We start from the raw sequence: 17,909 nt of genomic DNA, 5'->3' as shown, positions 1-17,909 counted from the left end.
ATAGCCCCTTCAGTAGGCGATGGAAGCCCCTCTTAAAGGTTACTCCATCATATCGTCGGCGTCATCGATTTGATGGCGCTTGCGGTAGATATACGTACCGCCCGCACCGGCGGCGACGGCAGCCGCGATTGCGGCGCCGATCAGGATGTTGCGGCCGGTTTGAGCCATCGAGGACTTGTCGCTGGTGACGGTGACGGTCTGGTTCGCATCGTCGATGTCCTTGTGCTCGGCAACGGTCTTGTCGACGGTTGTCTTCTCGCCGGTCTCCCTGTCGGTTTCCGTTTCCTTGGTGGTCAGCGTCTCGAATGCCACGAGATCGTGGCCGTCCAGATGTGTCGTATCGACGGTGAACTTGACCTCGACGGTGCCGTCCTTCTCCTCCGGAGTGAAGGTGACACTCGAGCTGAGTGGGTTACCGTCCCCATCGGAGAGGGGAGCGCCGGTGGTCTTATCCATAAGCGTACCGGTGACGGTATGCTCGACACCTGCCTCGATATTCGTGTAGGAGACGGTATCGGTGAGCTCGACCTTCTCGCCGACCTTGACGGTGTGCTTGCCGTCTTCGCCGGTGAGCGTGGTGCCGATGATGGCGGAATCGGACTTCGGGGTCTGCTTCACCTTGTCATCGTCATGGTCCTCGAGCTGGTCCTCGCCACCGCCGTTGCGGTAGAGGTCGACCTTGGCGTAATTCTCCAAGGAGTCGCCATCGCGGTAATCGTCGGTGACCTTCATATGGACGATAGCCGGTGCATAGTCACCGGAAACGCCCTCGCTGATCTTGAATTGACCGGCGGCGAGGTCGACCTTGGTCTCCTTGCCGTCCTTATCGGTCATCTTCGCGGAGGCGGACCCGTCCTTGTTCAGGGTGAGGGAATAGACGGTATCCCCGTCCTTACAGGTATAGGTGCCATCCTTCTGCTTGATCTTACCGCCGAGACCGTTATTGCCGAATGCCGTGAACTTGCCGGAGCCGTCGAGATCGACGAGGATGGAGACCCCATCGGAGTACGAACCGTTGCCCTTGGCGGTCTCGGTTGCGTCGTTCACGTCATCATGGGAGTCCTTGATGCCGTCACGGTCCCAATCGTCCTCACGCGTGGTGAAGCCGGATTCGACGCGCCCGTACTCGAAACGGATTGCAGTGACGTGCTCGCCCTCGGCAAGCTCGAGGTCGGACACCTTAAGATCCTCGGCCTCGGTGGTGGACACGTCGGCTTTCCAAAGCTTCCAGCCGGTGTAATCGATCTTGCGGCCGTCTTCGCCAAGGGTTTCGGAATTGGACTCGTCGGTGAGCCACGGATTGCCGTGTCCGTCGGAAAGGGTCTGGTTGGCACCGGATTCGTCGGAGTAATCGGATGGTGTCTGATCGGTCTTGTACCAGACGTTCATCTTGCCATCGAAGTCCTTGTACGCCTGCGGGGTCGTGATTGAATCGAGGGTGGCCTTACCGGTCATGACTCCGTAAAGGTCGTCCTCGACGGTGAACTCATCCGTCCAGGTGTTAGAGGTGGAGCGGAAATCGAGGGTGTAATCATAGCTTCCGTCATCTGACGTGCTGGTATCGGCGTTGTTCTCGCCGTCCCCGTTAGCCTCCGTATACGGATGCGTGGGGTCAGCGATCTCCTGGCGCTTGTCGATCTCGCCCTTGATGGAGATCGGCTTGTCGTACATGACGGCGGTCTGGATCTCGCCGGTCTTCTCCACGGTGAAATCGATGGACTCCGCTACATCATAAGTGTGCGGCGTGCGCTCTTCGGTGAGCGTGTACTTGCCGGGCGCGAGGGCATTGATCACATGGTCCTCCGTGGTGGAAGTCCACGAATCAATGACCTTGCCATCGGAATCCTTGAGCGTGAGCTTCGCGCCCTCGATTTCGGCCTCATTCGTGATATCGCGCTTGGAGACATGCAGCTTAGTGTAGTCGTCCGTGACATCGATCGTGTACTCGGTCACGCCCTCGGTCATGCCGTCGGAATCGACTGTGAAGGCGAAAACGTTCGGGTTCTCGATGTAGCCGGCGGGAGCCTCGGTCTCGACCATGCGGTAGGAACCGGTGGTGAGGTGCTTCACGTCGAACTCGCCCTTCGCGTCCGTGGTGCGCTCGGTGAACTTCTTGCCGTCTTTGAGGAGGACGGGCTCGGCTTTGACCTTGCCATCGGAGATGGATGCGTAGGCAATCTCGCCGTTCTTGACGGAAATCTTTCCAACCGCGCCGCCATCGACGGAGACGGTGTATTTGCCGGAGGCAAGGGCCTTGTCGGTGGTGTATGCCTTGCGGGCGGCATCCCACATCAGATTCACATTCGGCACCGAATCACCGGTCTCGCTGAGTTCAGCGGAAGTTCCGAAGATATGGTTCTTGATGGCGACGGTATAGGACTTACCCTTGTCTACGGAAATCGTGGCGTCGGAAAGCTTCACTTCATCGTCGCCCTTCTTAGCCACGACGGTGTAGTCACCGGCTTCGACAGCCGTATCGCTTCCGACCTCGATCTCCCTGCCGTCCTTGTCCTTCAGGACAATCGAATATTCATTCGAATTGACCGTGACGGTGGAAGAGGAGACATTCTGCTTGACGGAGACCTCTTTGCCCTCATCGGCACGGATTGCGACGGAAGTTCCGGTCTGGAAGGTCTCCTGGTCATCGATGTTCCAAATGTCGAACTTGGCTCCGGCGAGGACATCATCGGTACCGAGAATGGTCTTGTTGACCTTTACCTTGGTCGGCTTGTCCTTCTGCTCTACGGAAGCGGTCACGAGATCGGTCTTGTCGTCCTTATAGGAAAGGGTGAACTCGACCGGGGTCGTATCGAGCACATGGCCCTTCGGAGCCTTGGTCTCGATGAAGGCATAGGTTGCGGAACCGGAACCGAGATAGAGTTTCTTGGTGGTGGCGGTTCCATCGTCACCGGTGGTCACATGATCGACGACCTGTCCCTTGGACGCACGCACGGTACCATCGGGGGAGACGACATCCTCCTGCGCGACGACATCGTACTCTGCATCTTTGAGATTCTTGCCGTCATCGGCGCAGGACTTGGTAATGGTCGCCTGCCCCATAGCCTGCCTGTCGAAGACCTTTACGACGGTGATGGGAGAGGCGTCTTTGTAATCCTTGGAGACCTCGAAGCCGACCGTCTCGCTGTTGAGCAGATACGGGGCGGAGGTGGTGATTTCCTTGACGGCGTACTTGCCGGACTTCAGCTTTCCAGGCATGGAAACTTGACCATTCGCGTCGGTGGTGAACGTATCGACCTTGGCGTTCACGTCATACGGATCGTCAAACGATACGACCTTGCCGTCAGCATCGAGGATCTGGAACTTGAAGCCGGAGAGCAGAACCGTGTTGCCCGTCTCCGCGTCGCATTTAACGATCTGGAGTCGGCTCGTCAACGTCTTGTCGATTACGGAGTAGTACTTCGTACTCTGGTTGACCTCTTCATCTGCCGAGATAGTCCAGTCATCGACATGGTCATAGCCCTCGGGCACCGTGGAATCCACCTCGTGGATTGTGTAGCCCTTCTGATCGATTGGCAACGCGCCGTCGATGCCGGCATTACGCTTGCCCTCGCCGAACCACGGACGGGTTGCATCATCCGTCTTGTCCTCGGAGATGGAAGTCTCGTCACAGGTATCGGCATCCTTGGTGGAGGCGAATCCGCTCTCGTTGGTGGTCAGCGTGCCGATGACTTTGCCGGTGGAGTTCGAGATGATTTGGAACTGCACGCCGACGGCAGGCTTGCCATGGCCGTTGTCGGACTCCCAGCTGTCGTCCTCGCCGCCCTTGGTCTTGGCGATCTCGACATCGAACGCCTGCGGGTTCTCGGCGAAATCATCCTCCGGCTCAAGCTCGATGGCCCCGCCGTCAACCTTGGTGGCATCAATCCACTGGCCGGCATTAACCGTATATGAATGGACGGTAGTGTCCAACTTGTAACCGGCGGGTGCCTTGGTTTCCACGATCTGAATTTCACCGAGAGGAACACGATCGAACCACAAAACACCGTTCGCATCAGTCTTTCCGGTCGCTTCCCAGCCAGGGGTCGAGATGGAAGTGCATTTGTATTCTGCACCTTCAAGGGAAAGGCTAGTCTGGGGATTTCCGCTCGTAGCGGAATCCTTCTTGGCAACGGTAATTTTCACATACCCAGGGTCGTCCTTGAGCTGCTGTTCCCCGGCGCTGTTACCGGTCGAGAACTCGATATGTCCCTCGTACTTCTGGAAACCCTGCGGGGCCTTGGTCTCGACGGCGTAATAGCTTTCGTTCGGGTCGAGCTGGTAGCTGGCATGGCCGTTGCCGTCCATGGTGATATGGGTGACCAGCGCGTTGTCACGGGTGCGGTAGATATCGTACTCTGCGCCCGCATAGGAGTACTCGCCGTTGCCGTCCGTCACCTTGGCATCGGCGGAGATCTTACTGAAGGTCACGTTGACGTTGGGGCTGTACTCGAATCCACCGACGGCCTGCGTGTAACCGTAGGGTACGCCGATATAGTTTGCAGCCTGGGTCGGGTGGATCTGGCTCAGGTTGGAAAAGTGGTAGCGGCTGTTGACAGTAATGTTGTACGAACCATTCGCATTGCGCGTTCCGGTGAAGGTATAGGTTCCGTCTTTCGGAAGCGCATCTCCGTGATTGAGGCAATGGCCTTGATATACCTTGCCATCCGGCATGGTGACGTTGAATTGCGCGGTAACGGTTGTATACTGCGTTGCAGAGAGCGCATTCGTGCAGTAGATCGAGCAGTTGCCCGTGATCGTTTGCGAGTCCGCGGCGTATGCCGTCGTGGGTGCGAGCGTGGCACCGAAGCTACCGAGACACTGCGACATCACGAGTACGGTGCCTACCGTAAGCGTTGCGATGCGCCGTCCAAGCTTCCTGATCCTGTCGAACATGCCTCCTCCTTTCTTTTGCTTGTTGTCTGTTTCGTTCATGTCTTACATCATTCCTTTCCTTTTCCGGCTGCAACTCTTGCAGCGTATTCAAGAGGATCGATTTGATATTTTACCAATTTCCACGTCGCGGTGCCTTTGCAAATGGCCCGCTTCACGTGCCGTTTCAACAATCGTATACCTCTTATCAAACAACCACGTTTCAACCTGAGGAGTTGCAAACAGAAAAAGCCCCGCCTTTTATGGCGAGTCTGAATGTAAGGATAGATTTAGACCAGTGGCATGGCTTATCCATATCGTTCACTTGGAACTATTTCATCCATAGATTCCGCGGTTTTACGACGGTTTTGATAAAGACAGCAAACAGGGCTATCGCCGTACTGACGGTAGCCCTGTTAACTCTAAAAGAAAACAACCAGGCAAATACCCGGTGGCCGATTCAGTCAAATTCGCAAGCGCTTGCGAATTTCATCTAGACGAATATCTGGACGAGGTTGTTAAGGAAGATGATGATCGCCGCAAGCTGTGCGATGGTGAGGAGTGAAATGATGAGATACGCCATGAGAAGCGTCTTGTTCTCCTTGTTGCCACGAACATGCTCATAAAGCTTGCGGTCGGAAAAGATGGGAACGAGAGAGTACCAGCCTGGCATGCCGAGCTTGACATACACCTTCCACTTACTGACAAGAGTCACGAACGCGATGGTGAGCAGCAAGACCAGCGTAAAGAAAAACGCACCAGGCAGGGCAGAATAGGAATGCATCAAATTTTCCTTTCAGATATTTAAATTCGCAAGCGCTTGCGAATTTCAGCTAAAGCACCTCGTAGTTCGTATCGCTGTCATCCTCAGTGTCTACAGGCTCGCTTTCGCCGAACCCGAGCATCGGCCAGAACACGATACCGAGCAGAACGAGACCGATCGTATAGGCGGACTCCTTACCGAAAGTGCGGGCAAGATCATTGAGGACGATGATGTTCATCACGAACTGTGCAATGATGAGAATCCAGTTGACCGCCGGCGCCCAACAGAGCACCCACGAGCAGATCAGCACAATGAGATATGCCATGAGGAATGTCTTGTTCTCCTCGCCGCCACGGACTCGCTCGCAGAGCTTGTAGTCGGAGAAGACGGGGATGAGGGAGTACCAACCCGGCATGCCGAGCTTGGCATACACCTTCCACTTGCCGACAAGCGTCACAATCGCGATGCCGAACAACACGATCAGCGTAATGAAAGACGCACCGAGCAGGGTAGAGTAAATATCCATTATCTAAACCTTCCGATTGTTCATACTGTACACGATCCATATGCGCAGCTTCTTCATTACGCTAATTCTATCAGCTACCGTGCAACTTCGTTACGATACACGTAGCTTTTCGAAGCAGCATTGAGGGCATTTGCCATAGCAACGTATTTCTGCGATTTAGAGGCAAGAGAAGTTCCTTTCGAAGAGGGAATATCTTTGCCATTTTGACGAGGCGCAAATTGAATGATGTTGTCTTTTCCGGTGGCATGAGCTGACTGGGTTTTTGATTCAGCGCTCGCACGCGATGTTCTTTTTTGTGTACCTTGATTTCTAAAAAATTCTACATCAGAGATTGAGGCGCTACTGTTTCTTGCAAGGGTTTTCAAATTGAAGGTTTTGCCGATATCTGCAAAATGCATAGCTGTAGAGCAAGTGTTAAGCCAAGGAAGTTCTTCAACAAGCGAATCGTAGAGCACGATCAATTTGTTTTTAGAAATAGGAGCTTTTGAGAGGTATCCAGAGCCTTGTCTATGCTCGAAACCGCGATTTTCAAGTGCTTCTCTTAGGTCGGAATATGCCAAAGTGTATCGTGTTGGCCCGAACTCCTTCTTAAGGCTAGCGGAGTCTAGGTCAAACATCAGATATCGTCGTGGCATGCTTTCATCGTGAGAGATATCGACCGTCGGAAAAGCTCTATCAAAATCAGCAAGCTCAAGTTGTGAGTTATCGACGGCATTGTCGGCGACGAGGTTTTGCGACAACGTCTTTAGGTTGTAAAATCCCCTGACATTTCCGACGTCCATTGTCTTGGAACATGAATCAAGCCATGGCATTTCTTCTGTCATGGCTTGGTAGATAACGATTGTTTGGTTGAGAGAAATCGGTTCAGCGGAAAGATACCCAGACCCTTGTTTGTGTTCGAAGCCACAGTTTTCTAGGAATTGTCTGATCATGGAATAGGCAACTGTATATCTCTTTGGTCCGAACTCTTCTTTAAGAGCGGTGGTGTCAAGATCAAAAAGTAGATATTTCTTTAACGTCTTTCCCATGGACACTCCAAAATATTAGCTGACTGGAAAATCGGCAAAAATCATATCCTGAATCGCATCCTCGATATCGAAATCTTGCGTATCGGCATTCCAACGATAGCACTTCAGGACCTTCACGTAGTTCCTGAACCAGTTCTGCTTCGAGAGACAGAGGGCGATATGGGTGATTGCACCCAGACCGTCTTCAGGATTCTCCTCGATATAGAAGTTTCCCTCCCTGCGAAGACCATTTGTCTCGACGATCAGCTTTGTGAGGTAATTGTTCACATCATCGATCCTGATAAGCCCGTCGTCGATGATTCTCTGCTCATCCAAGATGAGTTCCAGCTTGTGTATCGGAATCGCATCTTTCCGGATGACGGTGGGGGAGGAATAGGTGCCCGAATGAAATGAACCCCAATTTCTCACGGCTTCCTCAATCCCATCCTCAACATCGAAACTGTTTGTTTCCTCATTCCACCAGTAGCAGTTGAGTGTTTTCACGTATTTCCGGAACCAATCGTTCCGGAGAAGAATCAGCTCGACAGCAGCAATCATTCCAAAACCGTCGTCAACCGGATCATTCTCGATGTAGAAGTTCCCTTCCTTGCGAAGTCCCTTCTCGGTCACGGCGATGTAGTTGATATATCCGTAAAGCTCATCAAGGTTATACTCACCATCAGCAAGCACTTTTTTCTCATCCAGCTCAAGTTCCAACTTGTTCATTTGCGTTCCTCCCTATGTTTTGTAGCTAGTACTATTATACCATGTATTCATGTCAGTTACAACGAACGCAAAAGGAGGGAAGCCAGCCCCCCAATCTGATTTCCCACTACTTAAATTGTTCCATTGTGAAACTCATTTTTGATTCTCCTGTTCTTTGTCGCCTGAATTGTCGGTTTGTTCCCGCATCACCCTCATCGCTTCATCGACGCAAGTCTTTTTTGCATCGAGTCTCGCCTTTGGTTGCATTTTCGCACGCTTCCCCTTCTCGGCAGCCTTATCGAATTTTTCAGTAAGAGCCTCGAAGTCAACATCCTCCCAATGCCGTTTCTTCCCTGTTCCCTGCATGAAGACGTCGAAATAGCCGACACGGCTATGCCCGGCATATGCGAGAGGGCAGACCTGTTCTTCTTTCATACCGGCCTTGACTGCTTCAGCTGGCAATCGGTAAGAAATCATCTCGGTTTTCTTGCGTCGTGCGATGTACCGCGTGCACATCTCGGGATGAACGGCCTCATAGGCCAGAACGCTCGATGGGTTACATCCAAATTTCTGCTCGAATTCTTTTTCGCGAGCATTCATGAATTGAAGTCGTGCTTCCTGTGTAGCCTGCTCGGCCGCCATCTGCCTATCGCGTTCGATAACCTGCTCTTGGCTCATCGGTTCGAAGCTCCGGCAGACGGCATCTTCATTGAGACCGAAAAACTCGACCTCTCGGGCGGTTCGACTGGAATGATGCCATGACTTATACTCGAGAAATTCTTTAGCGAGTTCGTCTTTCGTCTTCTTTTCGATATCCGGATCGTAAGCCAAGTCGAAATCGAAACAGTAGTCCTTGACCGCCTGGATGATTGCAGTCTTGGTCCATCTGCTGATCGGCATCTCGCCCTGCTCATACGCCTCGGCTGCACGTACGCTCATCGAGGAACCTAAATAGCCTTTTTGACCATACACTACCTGTGTCATAACCCTAGACCTCCGTTCGCTGATCAGCTGTCGCCGACGGTGCCTTCATCGCGTGTGCAGGGCTTCGCACCGATCTCATCAGACAATCGAGTCGATGCCTCACGCGAGGAAGCGGTTTTCTGGGAGAGGTTCTTCGCCTTTGCAGGCTGCGGCGGTTCGGGCTCAAGCATACCGAGCGTTTTCTTGCATACTTCCGATGCCGTCATGAGATAGGAGTCGAATGATTCACCGGACAACGCATAGAACGTCTTGGCGACAGCATCGCGTCCGGATGCATCGCAACTCGAATAGACGCGCAGCAAATCAATCGCGGCATCGGTTGAGAGGGCGTCAATCGAATTGAATGTCTCGGCGAGCACCGTGTCGGCACCTTCCGCCTCCTCTGCATCCATATCCTTGATTTTATCCATGAACCCCGACACCTGCTCGACCATCCCGTCGCGCCACTCGTCATCTTTTACGATACCCGCTTCGATGCGGTCCGCCTTTGCAATGATTTCATTGAAACGGGCGAGCGTTTCCGCATCGAGTTCCGAGACATAGCTCCAGCGACCGTCTCCGCAAAGTGTGAAGATAAGGTCATTGATTCGACGGTCATCTGGACCCGTAACGTAGATTGTCGCGATGTGGGGGGAACCGTTCACGACATGGATCTGTCCGGGAACCTCATCGAGGTGTTTTGTGCCCCAGGCCATACATTCCTCGATGTCTGCGACCGACACATCATATAACGTGAAATGTGGGACATCGCCCAACCCATTGACTTTGGAGTCGATATAGATACCGTGGACGGGATCGTAGATGCCGCCGTTCTTGGAGAAGGACTTGGAAAGCTCGATGAAATGCAGCATGGGGTTTTCCATGAGCGATTCGGTCTTGCACGCTGGTGCAAAAGACAGCAATGCGTCGGCGACGTTTTCCAGGCAATATGGTCCGTTCAGCCGGGCGCGGTCAAGTATCTCGTTTAACATACGAAGCTGTCCCATATTCGCGCCCTGAAGAAAGGCCGCGGCAAGGGCTTCATGATTGAAAGACTCCTCCTCATAATGCCCGTCGGAGACGTTCAGCGCGGTCCAATCGTCGGTAAGCTTGTTTTTTTGGATCAATAGGCCGGCGCCGGTGTTTGGAAATAATGGCTGGTCCTCATTGACTTTTTTGATACGGGTGCGGCCTTCAAGGTATTCGCGGTACATATATTTGATGTAATCGGACATTGCGATTCGCTCCTTTTATCTATTCGCCTACGGTGTCTTCTTCACGGATCTGGTTGACTGTCGTTCGTTCAGTTTGCATCCGCTGCGCCACATCGCGGTTCACTTCATGTTTATGTCCCAGGGTGCGGTCATGTGCCGATTGCGCTTTATTCTCCGCATAGGGGATGACTTTGGCGGCGAGCTGGCTGCATTCGTCGCAACTGAGGTTCGGCAGTTTGCCGATATCCACTCCGGCATTCTGCAGATTTCTAAGGAACTGAGATGCGGCGACCATGGAATCATTCATGGGAATATCGACTTGACAGCCGCAGGGGAGATATTCATACGTTTCGCCTCCGCCGATCAGCTCATAGTCTATCAATGGGACAAGTTCACCTTCGAGCGAGCGGGAGCCACTTTCAACTGCCGAGACGAGGGCTTCAGGACTGAACTTCAGGCTGTACCCATCGACATCGGCTCCGCCGCCGTATTCCATATAGATAGTTTCATCGATAGTCGTATAGTCCTCGCCGGTGCATTTGAAATATGATTTCAAGGCGTCGAACAGTTTTTCATGGTAGCCGGTCGGTAGTGAATACTCGCTTTTGAATTCGAGCACATGCGTGCCGGTCTCGGCAAATCTATCGACAATTCCCCGTAAAACAGCAGGCGGCCAGTTTCCGACGTCACCGTAAAGTGCACTGTAGAAATCGGCATCCTTGAAATCGAAGTCATATACCTCTTGTCGGATAGAGTCACCGGTGTGCTCATCGGATACGTTGAACCTATACGTTTTCAGAAAGGCCATCATCCCATCGTTGATTTCGACTTTGGAGATGTCATCTGGAAGGAGTTCTTTCGGATCGAGCGAGTGCCTAGTCCAGGCATTCGTGTCACGGGCAGATTTGCCTTCGACGAGATTGGTGAAATCAGAGATCGACACGCCCTTGCTGACGAACTCGCCGGTGGCCCGATCGAAAAAGACCTGCATGTTGACGCCGTCGCCGTCGCGGTGGATAAAGTCGTCCCCGTAACCGTGATCGTTTCTTTCGTATCGGCTATAGCTGAAGAGCGGTTTATTAAGATCGAGAGTTATTTCAGTATCCATGTCTGTTTTTACTCCTTTATGCGTGGATCGCATGGTCATCGATCATGTTTACGGCGTTTTCACGACTTGCCTGTATCCGCTGCGCCGCATCGCGGTTCACTTCATGTTTGTGTCCAAGACTGCGGTCGGGCGCCGGTTGCGCTTTATTCTCCGCATATGGGATGACTTTGGCGGCGAGCTGGCTGCATTCGTCGCAGCTGAGGTTCGGCAAGGCGCCAAGATCCACTCCGGCATTCTGCAGCTCCTTGATCGATTGCGCCGCATTTTCAATCGAATTATTCATCGGGACGGCGATATGGCAGCCGCAGGGAAGATATCTATCGGGTCCGAAGCTGTCTGAGAGATAGGGGACCAGCTCGGCCTGAACAGTCTCGGTAGCATGTTCCACAGCCGCGATAACGTCTTGAGGATTGAACTTAAGCGAGATACCGGAGAGGTATGAGCCGTAGCTCCTGGCAGCGATCAGGTCGCCTGGCGTCCTGTAATTACTCTCTCCGCATCCGAAATGATCTTTAAGGGACGCCAGCAGCTCTTTATGGTAGTCGAGCGGCAGAACCCGATCATTCTCATATTCCGGAATGGGACGGTTTTCGACATTGCACTTTTCCACGAGGGTGCCGTAGACGCTCTGCGGCCACTTTTCGATTGCTCCATAGAATTCACCGGCGGTCTCGATGTCGCCCGTGCGGGTGAAGAGGAAATCCTTAAGTGATTCCGGGTAGTCCGTCTTGTCCCCGAAGACGGCATCGTAGAATTCATTCTGGTAGAAGAAGAGACCGCGCGGCAGGACGTGGATAAAATCCTTCACGGACTCATTTACTTCATATTTGACGTTAGAGATCGGGAATTTCGGACTGAAATCGCTCGGTTTATACTCGCGGGCTGTGCGGGGCAGCTCGAAATGCTGCTTTGCGCCGTCCGCGAGGTCGATATAGTCGTCGACATATTCGAGTTTGCCGATGAACTCACCGCTCTTCGGGTCGAAATAGATCTGGGCGTTCTGTCCGGTGCCGACGTGAAGACGGTTCCCCCTTTTGTCATCGGTGCTGCCGTTCTGCAGATACCAGCTGAAACTGGCGACAGGCTTATCGAAATCAAACTTAGCCATTGCCCATTCCCCTTTGCTTACGCTCCGATGGCATTTTCATCGCGCATGTTCACAAGGTCTGCGCGGTCGCCCTGCATGTGGGCAGACGCATCGCGAGCCGTTTCCTTCTTGTGCGAGAGACTGCGGCCGGCGCGATCTTCCTGCTCCGTCTTTTCGGGCATATCGAGCTTCTGCACGATCTCCTTGCCGGCTGCCGGATGCCCGACTTCCTGCTCGTAGCGGTCGATGATGAAATCGGTCGCCTGCGATGCCTGGGAAGCGGCGGCAAAGAAATCGTCACAGAGTTCTTCCTTGGTCGCCTCATATTCGTCCGTGCCGGCCACGCTGTCGAGACGCCCCTTCCAGAACTCGAGGTAGGCGACATGCTCGCCATAACCGGCGGCCTCAGGGTCGGTCTCGGCCTTGACGGCAAGATCGACGGAGCTGAAGATGCTGCTTAGCTCAGCGACGATCTCCTCGTGTGCATATTCCTTGCTGTGCATGTCACCCGTCATCTGACGGTCAAGTGCGGGCGCTGTAGAATGGCCCATCTCATGGAGCAGTGAGGCGAGAAACGAGGAATTGCTGTTGAACGCCTCGCGGGACGGAACCGAAATCTTGTCATCGACGAAGTTGTAGTAGGCGCCGTCGGTGCTACCCTCGAACACCTCGCACCTACTCGACGCGATCACGTCGTCGGCAAGGAGCCCGACTTCGATATCGTCATTCGGCGCGAGGTCGGGAACGGGAAGCGGCGGGACGCCCTCGATAAGTGAGAGATTGAATACCTTGAAGTAGCGATCGCATTCGGGGTGCGGATGGACGCCACTCGGCAGCTGCTCGAATTCATATTTTCCGTTATCGCCTTTACGGTAGCGTCCCCAGACGCCGTTCTCTTTGACGGCGCGGACCCTGGTGAACTTCTGTGTGCCCCCTTTGTCGGTAAGTGGCGTTCCGTCTTTCTTGACGCGCGGAATGTAGGCGTACATGCCCCAGTGCTCGATTCCTACACCGAGTTCGTCATTGATGCCCCCGCGTCCGTTCTGCAGGTTCTCTGGGATTTTCCAGCCCATTTCCTTGATCTGCTTCTCGGTAGCCCAACGCGGGTCGGCATAGCCTCGCATCATGCCGTAGACATATGTGTAGAGGAAGTTGCGTCCGCTGTATTGGGTACCGGAGACCGGGTTATGCGGTGGGAGAGGGGAGGCCTCTACCCACGGCTTCTTCCACTCGTTACCGCCTTTCTCCATGTCCTCCAGAACGCGCATGGTGATTTCCTCGCGCTGCTTGTTGATGCGGGAGAATTTAGTCATTGCCATTTGTCGTCTCCTTCTAGTCGTTTTGATCCTGAAAATCTATCCATCGAGCGAGCCTTGGCGAGCGGATCATAGGTGCCGTCAGGCACCGCATGGAATGCAGGTCGCGGTACGCATCGCCCATTCGAGTCGCCATCCGTCCGGCAAATCGAATCGATTTTTTGCATCACTCGTCAAGTAACAATTCACCCTTCTTCTTGGCCTCTTCGGCGAGTTTATCGGCGCCTGCTCGTGCGATCTCGCCCTTCACGGTCAACTTTCCATCGTCTCGCCCTGGCGAATCGCTTTTTTCGACTCGCCCCTTCAATTCGAATGCCCTCGATACCGCACCGCGGAAATCGAAAGTCATATTGCGGCTTCTGGCCTCTGCGATGCAGGCATATGTCCAGAACTTATCGCCGATCATGCCGTCTTCGTCGGCAAGCCTGTCAAACCGTTCTGCGAAATCGCTTCTGACGGCAACGACTGGCACGGTCCGCTTCGACAGGATGTCGCAGATCATGAGCTCTCCGGTCTTATCCGCCAGCAGGAGGAAGGGGTTGATGTCATCGACCCATTCCCGTCCGATTCCCGAAAGGTCGCTTGCCCATTTCTCACCTGAGATAATCCGGTATCCTTCAGGGATTTCGATTTCATCGAGCAGGGCGCCCGGACCATCGCTGAATCGCGTGATAATCTCCTGGTAGGCATAATCGAGGACATCGGCATCGCCGTATGCATCGGCCCAGGGTCCGTTTTTGACCCCATGCTGCCCTTTGACCTTTATCACGGCACTCCTGATAGCGCTCCTGACGCTCCTATCGGTATCTTTGTCCATGTTCTCGAGAAGGAATCTGTCTTCCATCTCTTCTGAAACCGAACGTGTCAGAGCTGAGCGAATTCCGTCGGGAAGGGCAGTGCTCCATGGGCTATCGATTGCGGAACGCAGTTGCTCCAGAATGTATCGGTCCTTGATTTCCGCGATGTTGCCTTTGGTGAGTTCGAATAGGACGAATGCCTTGGCTCCATTTTCCCTGTCGACGATGATTTCCCTCAAACACTTGCCTCCTTCCCTGTTTTGTAAGATTCTACCACTCATTCTCATCCGACCATCACGTTTCTCTCCATGTTTTTGCTGAACCGTATTTTGGCAAACGCCTGCAGGTTCCGTCAAAGCCGCGATATCTGCCCATCTTTGCAACCGATCCCTGTTAGTTCCATGTGAGCGGTCCCCGTCGCTCGCGGGTTTCCTAGCCCACCGAGATCCGGAAACGCAAGGGCTGCCCTACGGCGCATCGTTTCACTTGTCCCTTGTCGTTTCGGTCCCATCGTGGTCTTGAACGGATACCGGCGACGGGAAATCGCCAGCACATTGAAAACTGAACAGGGTTCGGAAGCGCCGACGGAAGAGCGGATGTTGAGTGCCGAACCCACAGAGGCACCAAAGAAAACAGCAGGTTGAAAAACAAGGAGGAAAACCAAATGGAAGAAAGAAGAGAAATGAATGGACAGAGAACGATGACCAGGGAGGAACTGGAGATGAGATTGCCGGCGCTGAATCATATCGCGGAACAGAGGAATGCCAAATTCAGACTTCGCTACGCTGAGAAGACGGTAAACAATGGTATCGAGCGTGGGTACACCTTGGATGCCGGGACAACGGTATCTGTAAACGTTTACCAGAACGAGCGATGGGCGCAGATGTCAGACGGGGAACTTTTCGATACCCTGATCGATCTCGACGGAAGATACTGTGTGACGGAAGACCAGAAGACGATCGGGGAGAGACTGAATGCCCTTTTCAAGAGCGGTGAGCTGTTCGAGAAAATCTATCCAGTTGTCGTATCCGAAAACAATAAGGAAAACTTTACGGAGGCCGGTATCACATTCGATCGATATCTCGACATGCTGATTACATATCGCGTCGAACTGATGCAGATGAATGATGGAATCGGAACGATTCGACTTCAGGACAGCCATCTTGAGACTTTCGGAATTTCCCGTCAGAAAATCCGAAAGGCTGCTTTTGCAAACCTTGAAGGGATTGTCGATTTCATGACGCTGCGTGATGACGCATCCGGCTTCAAGATGGTTGCGGCGACCAGGAAAGACAGACAGTTCGGCGGGGCGGCGTCGATGTTGCTCCCGTCGGTTCGCAGGAGACTTGCCGAGATGTTCGGGACCGATAGCCTTGTCTTCCTTCCATCGAGCATTTCAGAGGTCATTGTTGTAGCGCAGACAGCCGGTGAACCGGAAACGCTTCTCGCAATGGTTCATGAAATCAATGAGATGGAAGTCGCGCTGGAGGAACGGCTCACGGACAGTATCTATCCGATGTGCCTTGCAGACGGCGAGTACCGCCTTTCAGTTATCCGCCCTAAATAAAGGGCGGCCCCTCGGGGCATTCGGGTGGCATCTGATTCGCGCTGCTCGAATGTCTCGAATCAAGCTGAGCGCTCGAGATTGAATCGTCGTGCCGTTAATGGTATAATTGTATTATTATATCAAAAGGGGAAATCATGAAGATGGCTGAATACACATTGATGAACAAGAACTACCCCGTTGTTTCTTTCAGATATGACCGCGATATTCACGCAGTGGTGAAGATTGTTGATGTCCATGATCTCAGATATGCACCCGTGGCTCTCGCTGATTCAAAAGGTATCGTGACCAGGCGTGCGCTCAACGACTGGTGGCGCCGGCGTGCGATTCCGCCGTCCCGACATCAGATTCAGCAACTTCTCGATTCTTTGAATCTCAATAGCACGTTGGAGCTGGCGGAGGAGAATTTTGGACTTTCGCTGTCTGATCGTTACTGGATCAACGACAGCAAGAATCCTTTGAAATGGGAGGATGTCAATTTCTTCGACAATGACTTTACAGACGATCTTGGAATGTTGACTCTTGGACAGGAATCGTCCGGCAATCCGAACCTGATGTCGCCGAATTCGACGCTTGGCGGCGATCTCAATAAAAAATGGAAGATCGTCAATGGCACTCGATTCCTCGTGAAAGGCGGGACTGGGTCGACACGGCAGGAGGTTCTGAACGAAGTTGTGGCGACGGCGCTGTATAACCGCCTGCTAAGCAGAAACGATTACGTCCCCTACTTCTTATTTGAGGAGAATGGACGAATCTATTCCGCATGTGAGAACATGCTCGGACAGGATGAGGAGCTAGTCACCGCATATGACGTACTTTCAACGCGAAAGAAACCTAATTCTATGAGTGACTATGACTTTCTGGTGGACACCTACAAGAGCCTTGGCCTTAAAAATATAGAGGAAGGCTTGGCGAAGATGTTCACCTGTGATTACATTCTTGCCAATCAAGATCGGCACTGGCGTAACTTCGGGGTAATCCGAAATGTTGAAACACTTGAATTTACAAGGCTTGCGCCGATTTTCGATAACGGAACAAGCCTTTGGTGTCATGCCTACAACATTCTCGCGGAAGATAGCTATATCGCGAAACCGTTTGGGCCGAAAGGTATGGCTCCGGACAAGCAGCTCAGCCTTCTCAGAGACTACAGCTGGTTCGATAGGGACAAGCTTGTCGGTTTCCCTCTTGAGGCAAAGGAGATCTTGTCCCATGGGAATGATGGTATCCAGGCTCGACTTGATGTTATCGAAAGTCGCATCGAGCGAAACATCGGCGGTGTCATCCGCCGCCACATCGAGAGCCAGGAGCGGAAATGACGGTCACGATGCACAGGGCAGTGGTGTACCGTGCCTACCCGACACGTGAGCAGGCGGCTCGCACGTGAGCAGCGAAAGCTCTCCCGAATGCAGAAGGGTTCCGCCAATTGGCGAAAGCAGAAGCTCAGGGTCGCACGCATCCACGAGAAGATGAAAAACCAGAGGAAGGACTTCCACCACAAGGCGGCGAACGGACTCGTGGAGCGCTACGACTGCGTGTGCGTGGAGGATCTTGACATGAGGGGCATGTCCCGGAGCCTGAAGCTCGGCAAGTCCACGATGGACAACGGCTTCGGCATGTTCCACGCCCTTCTCAGCTACAAGCTCGAAGACCGGGGCAAGCGTCTCGTCACCGTCGGTCGACTGTTCCCGTCGAGCCAGCTCTGCCACGAGTGCGGCTACCGCTTCTCGGGAACCAAGGACCTGTCGGTGAGGGAGTGGACGTGTCCCTCGTGCGGTCGCACCCATGACCGCGACGTTAACGCTGCTCGGAACATCAGGGACGAGGGTATGAGGCTCGCGCTTTCGGCCTAGAGGAAGCGAAACCGTGGGGCACACGGGGATAGCTCGTCGATACTGGCGACATCGGTTGCCTTGAGCGAGAAGCCCCCACCTCTAGCAGCGAAGCTGCAAGGTGGATGGGAGCATGTCACGCGACTATAGGAAGTATCTGG

14 protein-coding genes are annotated in these 17,909 nt (G+C 53.4%); 3 read left to right on the top strand and 11 right to left on the bottom strand.

Annotated elements, in window-relative coordinates; translation table 11 throughout:
- Positions 1 to 39: 39 nt before the first annotated feature.
- From DW037_RS02060 to DW037_RS02005, 11 genes are all read right to left on the bottom strand, one after another.
- A complete protein-coding gene (locus tag DW037_RS02060; protein ID WP_118372714.1) occupies positions 40 to 4,893 on the bottom strand; it encodes a SpaA isopeptide-forming pilin-related protein in 4,854 nt (1,617 codons plus the stop codon).
- Between the two features lie 469 nt (positions 4,894 to 5,362).
- Entirely contained in the window at positions 5,363 to 5,653 is a 291-nt protein-coding gene (locus tag DW037_RS02050; protein ID WP_118218995.1) for a hypothetical protein, read from the bottom strand.
- Between the two features lie 49 nt (positions 5,654 to 5,702).
- Entirely contained in the window at positions 5,703 to 6,158 is a 456-nt protein-coding gene (locus tag DW037_RS02045; RefSeq protein WP_118372712.1) for a DUF5684 domain-containing protein, read from the bottom strand.
- 74 nt (positions 6,159 to 6,232) lie between these two features.
- On the bottom strand, positions 6,233 to 7,186 hold the full coding sequence (locus DW037_RS02040) for a hypothetical protein (RefSeq protein ID WP_118372711.1): 954 nt from the start codon (positions 7,184 to 7,186) through the stop codon (positions 6,233 to 6,235).
- A 15-nt stretch (positions 7,187 to 7,201) separates the two neighbouring features.
- Positions 7,202 to 7,891 carry a hypothetical protein gene (locus DW037_RS02035; protein WP_118372710.1) on the bottom strand — a complete coding sequence of 230 codons (690 nt, stop codon included), beginning with the start codon at positions 7,889 to 7,891 and terminating at the stop codon, positions 7,202 to 7,204.
- 132 nt (positions 7,892 to 8,023) lie between these two features.
- Positions 8,024 to 8,854, bottom strand: coding sequence for a hypothetical protein (locus DW037_RS02030; protein ID WP_118372709.1), 831 nt, complete (start codon positions 8,852 to 8,854; stop codon positions 8,024 to 8,026).
- A gap of 23 nt (positions 8,855 to 8,877) precedes the next feature.
- Complete coding sequence (locus DW037_RS02025) at positions 8,878 to 10,068, bottom strand: hypothetical protein (RefSeq protein WP_118372708.1); 1,191 nt, start codon at positions 10,066 to 10,068, stop codon at positions 8,878 to 8,880.
- A gap of 19 nt (positions 10,069 to 10,087) precedes the next feature.
- Positions 10,088 to 11,155 (bottom strand): hypothetical protein, encoded by a 1,068-nt coding sequence (locus tag DW037_RS02020; protein ID WP_118372707.1) that lies wholly within the window; start codon positions 11,153 to 11,155, stop codon positions 10,088 to 10,090.
- A 16-nt stretch (positions 11,156 to 11,171) separates the two neighbouring features.
- On the bottom strand, positions 11,172 to 12,263 hold the full coding sequence (locus tag DW037_RS02015) for a hypothetical protein (protein ID WP_118372706.1): 1,092 nt from the start codon (positions 12,261 to 12,263) through the stop codon (positions 11,172 to 11,174).
- Positions 12,264 to 12,280: 17 nt separating this feature from the next.
- Positions 12,281 to 13,561 carry a zincin-like metallopeptidase domain-containing protein gene (locus DW037_RS02010; RefSeq protein ID WP_118372705.1) on the bottom strand — a complete coding sequence of 427 codons (1,281 nt, stop codon included), beginning with the start codon at positions 13,559 to 13,561 and terminating at the stop codon, positions 12,281 to 12,283.
- A gap of 163 nt (positions 13,562 to 13,724) precedes the next feature.
- Positions 13,725 to 14,594, bottom strand: a complete 870-nt coding sequence (locus DW037_RS02005; protein ID WP_118372704.1) for a hypothetical protein — start codon at positions 14,592 to 14,594, stop codon at positions 13,725 to 13,727.
- A 425-nt stretch (positions 14,595 to 15,019) separates the two neighbouring features.
- On the opposite strand from DW037_RS02005, the gene DW037_RS02000 reads away from it, so the two are divergent.
- The 3 genes from DW037_RS02000 to DW037_RS01990 all read left to right on the top strand — a co-directional run bounded on the left by DW037_RS02000 (position 15,020) and on the right by DW037_RS01990 (position 17,769).
- Positions 15,020 to 15,922, top strand: coding sequence for a DUF5688 family protein (locus DW037_RS02000; protein WP_118372703.1), 903 nt, complete (start codon positions 15,020 to 15,022; stop codon positions 15,920 to 15,922).
- Between the two features lie 134 nt (positions 15,923 to 16,056).
- On the top strand, positions 16,057 to 17,235 hold the full coding sequence (locus tag DW037_RS01995; RefSeq protein ID WP_118372702.1) for an excisionase: 1,179 nt from the start codon (positions 16,057 to 16,059) through the stop codon (positions 17,233 to 17,235).
- A 30-nt stretch (positions 17,236 to 17,265) separates the two neighbouring features.
- The gene (locus DW037_RS01990) at positions 17,266 to 17,769 is read left to right on the top strand and encodes an RNA-guided endonuclease TnpB family protein (RefSeq protein WP_118372701.1); all 504 of its coding nucleotides are present in this window, start codon (positions 17,266 to 17,268) and stop codon (positions 17,767 to 17,769) included.
- The last annotated feature ends 140 nt before the right edge of the window (positions 17,770 to 17,909 follow it).

The sequence above is a fragment of the Collinsella sp. AF39-11AT genome (assembly GCF_003474585.1).
Taxonomy (GTDB): Bacteria; Actinomycetota; Coriobacteriia; order Coriobacteriales; family Coriobacteriaceae; genus Collinsella.
The sequence above is the reverse complement of the archived record's forward strand: the minus strand, read 5'-3'. Positions and strand labels throughout refer to the sequence as shown.

Coding starts and splice junctions, on each gene's coding strand:
- DW037_RS02060 (WP_118372714.1), bottom strand. CDS start 4,893: ATGTTCGACAGGATCAGGAAGCTTGGACGGCGCATCGCAACGCTTACG.
- DW037_RS02050 (WP_118218995.1), bottom strand. CDS start 5,653: ATGCATTCCTATTCTGCCCTGCCTGGTGCGTTTTTCTTTACGCTGGTC.
- DW037_RS02045 (WP_118372712.1), bottom strand. CDS start 6,158: ATGGATATTTACTCTACCCTGCTCGGTGCGTCTTTCATTACGCTGATC.
- DW037_RS02040 (WP_118372711.1), bottom strand. CDS start 7,186: ATGGGAAAGACGTTAAAGAAATATCTACTTTTTGATCTTGACACCACC.
- DW037_RS02035 (WP_118372710.1), bottom strand. CDS start 7,891: ATGAACAAGTTGGAACTTGAGCTGGATGAGAAAAAAGTGCTTGCTGAT.
- DW037_RS02030 (WP_118372709.1), bottom strand. CDS start 8,854: ATGACACAGGTAGTGTATGGTCAAAAAGGCTATTTAGGTTCCTCGATG.
- DW037_RS02025 (WP_118372708.1), bottom strand. CDS start 10,068: ATGTCCGATTACATCAAATATATGTACCGCGAATACCTTGAAGGCCGC.
- DW037_RS02020 (WP_118372707.1), bottom strand. CDS start 11,155: ATGGATACTGAAATAACTCTCGATCTTAATAAACCGCTCTTCAGCTAT.
- DW037_RS02015 (WP_118372706.1), bottom strand. CDS start 12,263: ATGGCTAAGTTTGATTTCGATAAGCCTGTCGCCAGTTTCAGCTGGTAT.
- DW037_RS02010 (WP_118372705.1), bottom strand. CDS start 13,561: ATGGCAATGACTAAATTCTCCCGCATCAACAAGCAGCGCGAGGAAATC.
- DW037_RS02000 (WP_118372703.1), top strand. CDS start 15,020: ATGGAAGAAAGAAGAGAAATGAATGGACAGAGAACGATGACCAGGGAG.
- DW037_RS01995 (WP_118372702.1), top strand. CDS start 16,057: ATGAAGATGGCTGAATACACATTGATGAACAAGAACTACCCCGTTGTT.